The organism is Nocardiopsis sp. EMB25, from assembly GCF_026797795.1.
GTDB lineage: Bacteria > Actinomycetota > Actinomycetes > Streptosporangiales > Streptosporangiaceae > Nocardiopsis > Nocardiopsis lucentensis.
In genome coordinates this window covers 2,021,353-2,029,901 of the sequence record NZ_JAMTDN010000001.1, presented here as the reverse complement: position 1 = coordinate 2,029,901, position 8,549 = coordinate 2,021,353, and the positions used below count along the sequence as shown (strand labels likewise).

The following is an 8,549-nucleotide window of genomic DNA, read 5'->3' as shown; positions in this document are numbered from 1 at the left end:
GCGACGCCTCCTCCCTCCGTCCGCCGCCCGTGCGCGCACGCACGAAACCGCCCGTACCTGCGGGTCTGTCGAACTCAGCCGACCGGTGAGGTCGGTTCGGTCGAACGTAGCACCGACGTCCTGGATGTGGAAGTGGTTGGTGATTAGTTTTTGTTTGATTGTTTCTGTGTGGTATTGGTTGTTCGCTGTTCTCCCGTCCGCCTCCGCGCGCGCTCGGTGCGGTGGCGAGGACTCCGCTCGGCCCCTCCGCCGTGTCGCGCGCGCACGACCCGACCTTCCGCCTCATGGAATGCGTGTCGGCGTTCAGAATGGGGGAAAATCGTTTTAAACGCGGGCCTGGGTACCACTTCAATCCGACTCTGACCATGTCTTTTTCTCCTTGGAAGTTTCTCTACGCAGGTGTGCGCGGCGTTGTCACATTCCGTCGAGTCTCGTTCGGTGATCCCCGCCATTGCCATCCGGTGGGAAATCATGGTAAGAATCCGAATCCGGGTGGCGCATGGAATCGTGAATTGGTCGGAGTGGCTCGGATAAAACGTTAAATAACGATTCCGTTACCGACAGATGAATGTGGGAGGCAGGCGTGTCTGGTGGCGCTGGTGACGGGTGGGGCTCCAGGAGAGGGGCGGGCGGGGCGGTCCTCGAGCCGAGCATGGCCGCCGAGGAGGAACGGATCGCCAAGGCGGCGCTGGCCGAACTCCCCGACGACGGCGTCGTGGTCCTCGACGCGGGCGCCGTCACCGAACGGTTCGCCGCCCACCTGCCCGTCGGCCACGGCTACACCGTCATCACCAACTCCGTCCCGGTGGCCATGGAACTGGCCGCCCGCACCGACGTCACCCTGCACCTCATGGGCGGGCGCCTGCACCGCAAGGCCGGAGCGACCCTGCCGGAGGCCAGGGAACTGGACGGACTCAGTGCGGACGTCGCCTTCGTCGTGCCGGGAGGAGTCTCCTTCGACCGCGGGTTGACCAGTCGCGACCCGGCTGAGGGCAGCGGCAAGAAGGCGATCATGAACGTCGCGCGGCGCGTCGTCGCGCTGGCCGACCACACCAGGATCGGTGATGACCGCATGTCCCGGTTCGCCGCGCTCCAGGAGGTCGACTGTCTGATCACCGACACGGGCCTGCACACCGAGGTGGCCGACCGGCTCAGGGCGCGCGTCCCTCGGCTGCTGCGCGTCTGACCGCCGCGTCCGGGTCGGCCTCGGTGGCGTCGTGCCGTGTTCCGGCGGCGAGGTGGAAACCCACGCCATGCCACACGGTCGCAACCCTATGATTGACTCCTGGGGCAGGTCGCCACCGACGGCACCGACGACTGTCACAGTGAAACACAGGTGATCCCACATGTACGCCGAAGAGCGTCAGCGGCTCATCCTCGAGCGTGCGCGCCGGGAGGGGAGGGTCGACGTCGCCAAACTCGCCGCCGAGTACGACGTCACCTACGAGACGATCCGGCGCGACCTGACCGCTCTGGAGCGACACGGGGTCCTGCGCCGCGTGCACGGTGGTGCGATCCCCGTCGAACGGCTCGGCTTCGAGCCCACCCTGCCCCAGCGCGACACCGTCATGACCAAGGAGAAGGAGCGGATCGCCAAGGCGGCGCTGGCCGAACTGCCCGAGGAGGGCGCCATCCTCCTCGACGCCGGTTCCACCACCGGGCGGCTCGCCGAGCAGATCCCGGTCGACCGCGAGCTCACGGTCGTCACCAACTCCGCGCCGATCGCGCTGACCCTGCTGCCGCGCGCCAACATCAGCCTGATGCTGCTCGGCGGGCGGCTGCGCACCCGCACCCAGGCCACCGTCGACGGCTGGGCGCTCCAGGCCCTGGAGGAGACCTACGTCGACGTCGCGTTCATCGCCACGAACGGCGTCTCCGCCGAGCGCGGTCTCACCACCCCCGATCCCTCCGAGGCGCAGGTCAAGCGGGCGATGATCCGTTCGGCCCGCCGCGCGGTGCTGTTGGCCGACCACACCAAGGTCGGCAACGACCACTTCGCCCGCTTCGCCTCCGTCGAAGAGCTCGACTGCGTCATCACCGACACCGGCCTGGCCGACGGCCTGGCGCAGGAACTGGCCGCGATCGGACCGCGCGTCACCACGGTCTGAGCCGTTCGCGGGCCGATCGGGTGCCCGACTTCCGGAGCGCGCCGGTCGGCCGGAAGCGTATCCGTGCGGTCGTCCGCCCGGCCACGTCAAAACATCCCATGATCCCCTGTTTTCTGTGGTGTGGCTTCGTGTGTATTTGTGTTGCCAGTGGGACAGTATCGGGTTGATTGCCACGCAAGACTTCTATAAACTCACTCAAAACCAAGCACATCCACATGTACTGCCAAACGGAAGGCAGCTGCGATGAGATCGACGGTCTCGACCGCCTGCCGAGGCGCGGTGACCGCGGGATGCGCGACGGTCCTCGCACTGGTCACGGCCTGCGCGCCGACCGACGAGGAGCCCGGCGGGGCGGGAGGGTCCGACCCCTCCGACTCTTCGGGAACCCCCTCGGACACGGACGCCGCGCTCGCCGCCTACACCGGTATGTGGACCGTGGTCGTCGAGGCCTCCCACGAGGGTTCCACCACCCCGGAGGGACTGGAGGACCACGCCTCCGGGGGCGCCCTGGCCCTCATGCGGCAGGCCCTCGAAGGAGTCGTCGACTCGGGGGGCCAGGTCACCGGTGAGCCCGTGCTCGACCCGGAACTGACCCTCGAGGACTCCACCCACGCCGTCGTCGCCGACTGCGTGGACGACTCGGAGTGGAGCATCGGAGCGCCCGCGGCGACGGGCGGCGCGGCTCCTCGCAGGGTCGACGCCGAACTCGTACACGACGGACTCGCCTGGCGCGTGTCCTACCTTCGGATCTGGGAGCCGGGATCATGTTGAAACGCACGGGCGCCACCTCTCTCGCGGTCGCCGCGGTGGTCCTGGGGGCGACGCCCCCGGCGAACGCGGACACGGCGGACGAGCCCGCGACCGCGGGCTCCACCCCGGTCCTCACCGAGGTCGAGTGCGGCAGCGAGGGCGGCTCCGGATGCACGGTCGTCCTGAGCCACACCGAGACGACCGGTGGCGCCGAGGGCGCCTCCACGACGGGAACCGGCACCGCGTCCACCGCCACGGGCGATCCCGACGACCCCTACGCCGATGTGGACTGGAGCGCTGTCGACTGGGACGCGGTCGACTGGGACGCCGTGGACTGGGACGCCATCGACTGGGACGCGATCGACTACGACGGCGAGGACGGCGCGACCCCCACCGACCCCGTGACGCTGATCCAGGAGTCCCTGGCCTCCTTCGAACTCCCCCCGCCCCAGATCGCCACCTCACCCGGCGACGGCTCCCTCGTCCTGGTCAACACCCCCCTGTGGTTGTGGATCGACGACCAGACATGGGCCCCCGTGACCGCGACCGCCGAGATTCCCGGCTGGTCGCTCACCATCACGGCCACCCCCCGGGAGTCGCGATGGGAGATGGGCGACGGCGACGAGGTCGTCTGCGAGGGGCCGGGAACCGCGTTCGACCCGGAGCGGCACGCCCCCGAATCCGCGTCGCCCGACTGCGGCCACGCCTACACCCGCGCCTCCGGGGCGCGGGACGGCGGTACCTACACCGTCACCACCGGCGTCGTCTGGGACATCGCCTGGGAGTTCTCCGACGGTACGGCCGGCGAGCTCGACCCCGTCACGACGACGTCCGAGGTCGAGGTCACGGTCGACGAAGCACAAGGCCTGGTGTCCGACTCGGGCCGCTGACAGCGCAAGAAGCAGTGGAGGCAACATGGTGGGCACGACCACGGGCCCGGCGCCCAGAACGGTTGCGGGCACGACGGCGCCACCGGTACGGCTCCTGGGCAAGGGGCCCCGGCGCTGGCGCTGGCTGGTCCTGGGACTGGCGATGGCCACGACCGGTGCCCTGGCCGGGGTCACCGCCGTCGACCGCCTCGACCAGCGCCAGGGGGTCCTCGTGGCGGACCGCGACCTGCCGGCCGGTCACGTCGTGACCACGGAGGATCTGCGGATCGTCCGGATCACCGTCGCCGACGGGGTCTCCGTCATCGGTGAGCAGGGCCTGGAGGAGGTCCTGGGCCGCGCGCTGACCGTCCCCGTGGCCGACGGGGCGATCCTGCCCACCATGGCGCTCGGACCGGACGCGGCCTACCCGCCCGCCGAGCAGGCGGTCGTCGGCGTCGCGCTGATGCCGGGGCGCTTCCCCGCCTCCCTCCAACCCGGAGCGTCGGTCTCCGTCGTGGTGATCCCCGAGAACACCGAAGGGATCGCCGAACAGGAGAACGGAACCGAGGCCTACGCCGCCCGGGTCCAGAGCGTGGAACCCTCCGCCAGCGACGGCTCGGTGATCGTCGAACTCGCCGTCAGCGCGCTGGACGCCGCCCAGATCTCCTCCGCCGCCGCGACCGAGCGCGTCACCGTGGTGCAGGTCCCGAACCGGGGAGGCCAGTGATGCCCCGCACCGTGGCGCTGCTCTCCCTCGGCGGCGCACCCGGGGTCACCGTGACCGCGATGGCCCTGGCCGCCACCTGGCCGGAGGAGCCGGGCGCCCTCCTCGTCGAGGCCGACGCCTCGGGAGGCGACATCGGCACCTGGCACAGGATGTTCGCCTCGCCCGGCCTGACCGACCTGGCCGCCGCCGTCCGCCACGACCAGCGCCCCGACGGGGCCGGGGAAGGGCCGCTCGAGCACACGCAGGTCCTCGAGGGCGGGCTACCGGTCTGCCCGGCTCCCGCCTCCGCCGACCGAGCGGACGGCGCGGTGCGGCTCCTGGCACAGAACGCCGCCTCCCTCACGGCCGCGAGCGGGCACGTGACCGTCCTCGACCTGGGACGGCTCACCCCCCGATCCGCGACCGCGCACCTGGCCGCGCACGCCGACGCCGCGCTCCTGCTGGTCCGTGACGACCTCGCGCAGCTGCGCCGCCTCCAGGAGTCGGCGCGGTACCTGTTCGAGACACTCCCCCGCGCGTGGACCGTCATCGCCGGCGGGAGCGGCTCCACCGCCGAGATCGCCGCCACCGTCGGCCTGCGGGTGTGGGGCAGGATGCCCACCGACCCGCGGAGCGCGGCCTTCCTCCGGGGAGAGGCGGGGCTGCGCCGTCCCGAACGCCGTCCGCTCCTGCGGGCGGCGGCGTCCCTGTCCCGCGCGCTGGTGCGGGAGGCGGCCACGCCGCCGGTGCGGATGGAGGTGCCCCGGTGAGCCAGATCGACGCCACCTTCGACGACGACCCCAACGAGTTCCTCGACCCCGGCCGCGTGGCCCGCGAGGACGCGTGGGTCGAGTGGGCGGCCACCGAGGCCACCCGCCGGATCAGCGAGCTGCTGCGCGAGAACGGCGAGTACGGCCCCGCCGAGTACCGCCGTGAGGCCGAGCGCGTCATCGCCCGGATCCTCGACGAGGCGGCCAGCGAGGCGCTCGCCGCGGGCCGGCCCGTCCTGGCCCCCGCCACCGAGGCCGTGATCGCCCGCCGCGCCCTCGCCCAGGTGAGCGGACTCGGACCGCTCCAGTCGCTCCTGGACGACCCGGAGATCGAGAACATCAACATCACCGGCTCCCGGGTGTGGATCCGCTACGCCGACGGCCGCCGCGAACAGCGCCCGCCCCTGTTCGAGGACCCCGAGGAACTGGTCGCCCTGATCCGGCGCATCGCCGCCGATTCCGCCAACGGTGAGCGGCGCTTCGACCCGGGCGCGCCGATCCTGGACATGACGATGCCCGGCGGAGAGCGGCTCAACGCCGTCATGGAGGTCGCCCGCGACCCCGCCGTCTCCATCCGCCGCCACCGCCACAGCCGCACCTCCCTGGAACGCCTGCGCGGCCTGGGCACGCTCGACCCCGTCCTGGTCAAGCTCCTCAGGGCCGCGGTCCTGTCCCGACGCAACACGGTCATCACCGGCGGCACCGGCGCGGGCAAGACCACCCTGCTGCGCGCCCTGGCCGCCGAGATCCCGCCCACCGAACGGCTCGTCACCATCGAGGACGTCTTCGAACTCGGGCTCGACCGCGATGTCGACGCCCACCCGGACTGCGTCGCCCTCCAGGCCCGGCCCGCCAACGTCGAGGGCGTCGGCGAGATCACCATCGCCGACCTGGTCCGCGCCGCCCTGCGCATGTCACCCGACCGGGTGATCGTCGGGGAGACCCGGGGCCAGGAGACCGTGCCCCTGCTCAACGCGATGAGCCAGGGCAACGACGGCAGTCTGACCACCCTGCACGCCGCGAACTCCGCGGGCGCCTTCACCAAACTGGGCGCCTACGCCTCCCAGTCCACCGAACGCCTGCCGCTGGAGGCCACGGCGGCGCTAGTGGCCGCAGCCGTCCACTTGGTCGTGCACGTCTCGGCCCTGCCGACGGGCGGCCGCATGGTCACCAGCGTCCGCGAGGTGGTCGGAGCCGAGGGGCAGAGCGTCATCTCCAACGAGCTCTACCGAAGGAGCCGATCGGGCGAGCGGCTCCCGGCGGCGCCGCCCAGCCCCGACACCCTGGACGCGCTCATGGAGGCCGGGTTCGACCCGGCCCTGCTCCACGCCGACGTGGAGGTCGGGGGGTGGACGTCGTGACCGCCTTCCTCCTGCTGGCCGCGTGCGGCGCCTTCGCGGGCGCCGGGATCTGGATCGCCGTGGTCTCGCTCCTCGTACCCGTGCCCGGGGCACGACCGGGGAAGCGGTCGCGTGTGTCGCTCACCGCGCTGCTCGACCGGCACCACCTCGTCCGTCTCGCCCTGGCCCTGGCGGTCGGCGGCGTCGTCTGGGTCACCACCGGATGGCCGGTGGCGGGGGCGCTCCTCGCCGTGGGCGCCTGGTTCGCGCCGGTCATGCTCGGCCCCGATCGACACCACCAGCGCCAGGTCGCCGGAGTGGAGGCGGTCGCGGCGTGGACGGAGATGCTGCGCGACCTCATGGCCGGGGCCGCCGGACTGCACCAGGCCATCGCCGCCACCGTCCCCATCGCCCCCGAACCCATCCGTCCCGAGGTCGTCCGGCTCGCCGAACGGCTGCGCCTGGGCACACCGCCCCGGGACGCGCTTCGGGCGTTCGCCGACGAGGTCGACAACCCCACCGCCGACCTGGTCGCCGCGGCGCTCAGCAGTGCGACGTCCCGTCACGCGACCGACCTCGGCCTCCTGCTGGGCGGCCTGTCCGAGGCCGCACGCGACCAGGCCGCGATGCTGGTCCGGGTGGCGGCGAGCCGGGCACGCGTGCGGACCTCGACGCGCATCATCATCTCGGTGACCCTGGGCATGGCCGTGGTCCTGCTGCTGTTCAGCCCCGAGTACCTGGACCCGTTCGACGGGTTGGTCGGACAGGCGGTGTTCGCCGTGATCGGCCTGCTCTGGGTGACCGCCATGGTCTGGCTGGTCCGGTTGTCCCGCCCCCGACTCGGGCCGCGCGTGCTCACACCGGACACCGCGCGTGAGACGGAGGTGGTCGCGTGACCGCCGACATCCCCGTGCTGGCAGTGGTGGGCGGAGCCCTCGTGGGCCTGGCGCTGTGGCTGGTACTGGCCGCGCGCTTCGCCCGGCCCAGCCTCGCCGAACGCCTCGCCGCCCCCGAACCCGCCCGATCCGCCCCGGCCCCGCACACGGACTCCGGCGGGTTGTCCGCGCGGATCGGCGGGGTGGGCGTGCCGCTGCTGTCCGCGCTCGGCCTGCCGGGCGCCCGCACCCGCCGTGACCTGGAGGTGTGTGACCGCGACGCCGCCTCGTTCCTGGCCGAGAAGACCACCGGCCTGGTCCTGGCGCTGGCGGTGCCACCGGTCCTGGGCACGCTCCTCGGCCTGGGCGGCGTCGTCCTGCCGCTGCCCATGGCGGCACTCACCTGGGCGGGGTTCGCGCTCGTCGTATGGTTCGCCCCCGACCTGTCCCTGCGCGACGAGGCCCGCAAGCGGCGCGAGCGGATGCGGCACACCCTCGCCGGATTCGCCGACCTGGTCGTGGTCTCGCTCGCCGGGGGCGCCGGGGTGAACGGGGCCCTGACGGACGCGAGCTCGGCCAGCGACGGCTGGGCGATGGTCCGCGTCCGCGAGGCCCTGCGTGAGGCGGCGCTGCGCCGTCAGCCGCACTGGACCGCGCTGCGCGACCTCGGCGAACGCTACGACATCCCGGAGTTCAACGAACTCGCGGCGAGCCTCCAGCTCGCGGGCGCCGACGGCGCGCGCATCCGCTCCTCCCTCGCGGCCAAGGCCAGGACCCTGCGCACCCAGTTCCTGGCCGAGCTCGACGCGGACGCCCAGTCGGACACCGAACGGATGAGCCTGCCGGTGGTCCTGCTCTTCAGCGGCTTCCTCCTCCTGCTCGGTTACCCGGCCCTCAGCCACGTCCTCCTCAGTCTGTGAAACCCACGCCTATCCCAGGAGTCCCCCGATGAGAAGCATCATCGCCCTCATGCACGCCGTTCTGCTCCCCAGAGAGGGGCGCGACGACGGTGGCTACTCGACCGAGACGGTGGTGGTGATCGCGGTCCTGGTCCTCATGGCCTCCGCCGCCGTGTGGTCCATCTACGAGGTCGTGACCGCCAAGGCCGACTCCCTCACCCTGGACTGAGCG

At 72.1% G+C, this 8,549-nt stretch carries 10 protein-coding genes; all 10 read left to right on the top strand.

Features of this window, described 5'->3' with window-relative positions:
• Positions 1 to 583 precede the first annotated feature (583 nt).
• Entirely contained in the window at positions 584 to 1,186 is a 603-nt protein-coding gene (locus KIK06_RS08890; RefSeq protein ID WP_268642754.1) for a DeoR/GlpR family DNA-binding transcription regulator, read from the top strand.
• Between the two features lie 160 nt (positions 1,187 to 1,346).
• The gene (locus tag KIK06_RS08885) at positions 1,347 to 2,108 is read left to right on the top strand and encodes a DeoR/GlpR family DNA-binding transcription regulator (protein ID WP_017599010.1); all 762 of its coding nucleotides are present in this window, start codon (positions 1,347 to 1,349) and stop codon (positions 2,106 to 2,108) included.
• Between the two features lie 243 nt (positions 2,109 to 2,351).
• Positions 2,352 to 2,879 carry a hypothetical protein gene (locus tag KIK06_RS08880; protein ID WP_268642753.1) on the top strand — a complete coding sequence of 176 codons (528 nt, stop codon included), beginning with the start codon at positions 2,352 to 2,354 and terminating at the stop codon, positions 2,877 to 2,879.
• Positions 2,873 to 3,748, top strand: coding sequence for a hypothetical protein (locus KIK06_RS08875; protein ID WP_017599008.1), 876 nt, complete (start codon positions 2,873 to 2,875; stop codon positions 3,746 to 3,748). The genes KIK06_RS08880 and KIK06_RS08875 overlap by 7 nt, the downstream gene beginning before the upstream one ends.
• A 25-nt stretch (positions 3,749 to 3,773) precedes the next feature.
• Positions 3,774 to 4,454 carry an SAF domain-containing protein gene (locus KIK06_RS08870; protein ID WP_268642752.1) on the top strand — a complete coding sequence of 227 codons (681 nt, stop codon included), beginning with the start codon at positions 3,774 to 3,776 and terminating at the stop codon, positions 4,452 to 4,454.
• A complete protein-coding gene (locus KIK06_RS08865) occupies positions 4,454 to 5,203 on the top strand; it encodes a hypothetical protein (RefSeq protein WP_268642751.1) in 750 nt (249 codons plus the stop codon). Before KIK06_RS08870 ends, KIK06_RS08865 begins: the two co-directional genes overlap by 1 nt.
• Positions 5,200 to 6,564, top strand: coding sequence for an ATPase, T2SS/T4P/T4SS family (locus KIK06_RS08860; protein WP_268642750.1), 1,365 nt, complete (start codon positions 5,200 to 5,202; stop codon positions 6,562 to 6,564). Before KIK06_RS08865 ends, KIK06_RS08860 begins: the two co-directional genes overlap by 4 nt.
• The gene (locus tag KIK06_RS08855) at positions 6,552 to 7,439 is read left to right on the top strand and encodes a type II secretion system F family protein (RefSeq protein ID WP_268642749.1); all 888 of its coding nucleotides are present in this window, start codon (positions 6,552 to 6,554) and stop codon (positions 7,437 to 7,439) included. Before KIK06_RS08860 ends, KIK06_RS08855 begins: the two co-directional genes overlap by 13 nt.
• Positions 7,436 to 8,338, top strand: a complete 903-nt coding sequence (locus tag KIK06_RS08850; protein WP_268642748.1) for a type II secretion system F family protein — start codon at positions 7,436 to 7,438, stop codon at positions 8,336 to 8,338. The genes KIK06_RS08855 and KIK06_RS08850 overlap by 4 nt, the downstream gene beginning before the upstream one ends.
• A 28-nt stretch (positions 8,339 to 8,366) precedes the next feature.
• Positions 8,367 to 8,546, top strand: coding sequence for a hypothetical protein (locus KIK06_RS08845; protein WP_017599002.1), 180 nt, complete (start codon positions 8,367 to 8,369; stop codon positions 8,544 to 8,546).
• Positions 8,547 to 8,549: the final 3 nt, after the last annotated feature.

Bases quoted from the DNA above. Each gene is read 5' to 3' on its own strand.
- KIK06_RS08880 (WP_268642753.1), top strand. From the start codon at position 2,352: ATGAGATCGACGGTCTCGACCGCCTGCCGAGGCGCGGTGACCGCGGGA.
- KIK06_RS08845 (WP_017599002.1), top strand. From the start codon at position 8,367: ATGAGAAGCATCATCGCCCTCATGCACGCCGTTCTGCTCCCCAGAGAG.
- KIK06_RS08885 (WP_017599010.1), top strand. From the start codon at position 1,347: ATGTACGCCGAAGAGCGTCAGCGGCTCATCCTCGAGCGTGCGCGCCGG.
- KIK06_RS08870 (WP_268642752.1), top strand. From the start codon at position 3,774: ATGGTGGGCACGACCACGGGCCCGGCGCCCAGAACGGTTGCGGGCACG.
- KIK06_RS08875 (WP_017599008.1), top strand. From the start codon at position 2,873: ATGTTGAAACGCACGGGCGCCACCTCTCTCGCGGTCGCCGCGGTGGTC.
- KIK06_RS08865 (WP_268642751.1), top strand. From the start codon at position 4,454: ATGCCCCGCACCGTGGCGCTGCTCTCCCTCGGCGGCGCACCCGGGGTC.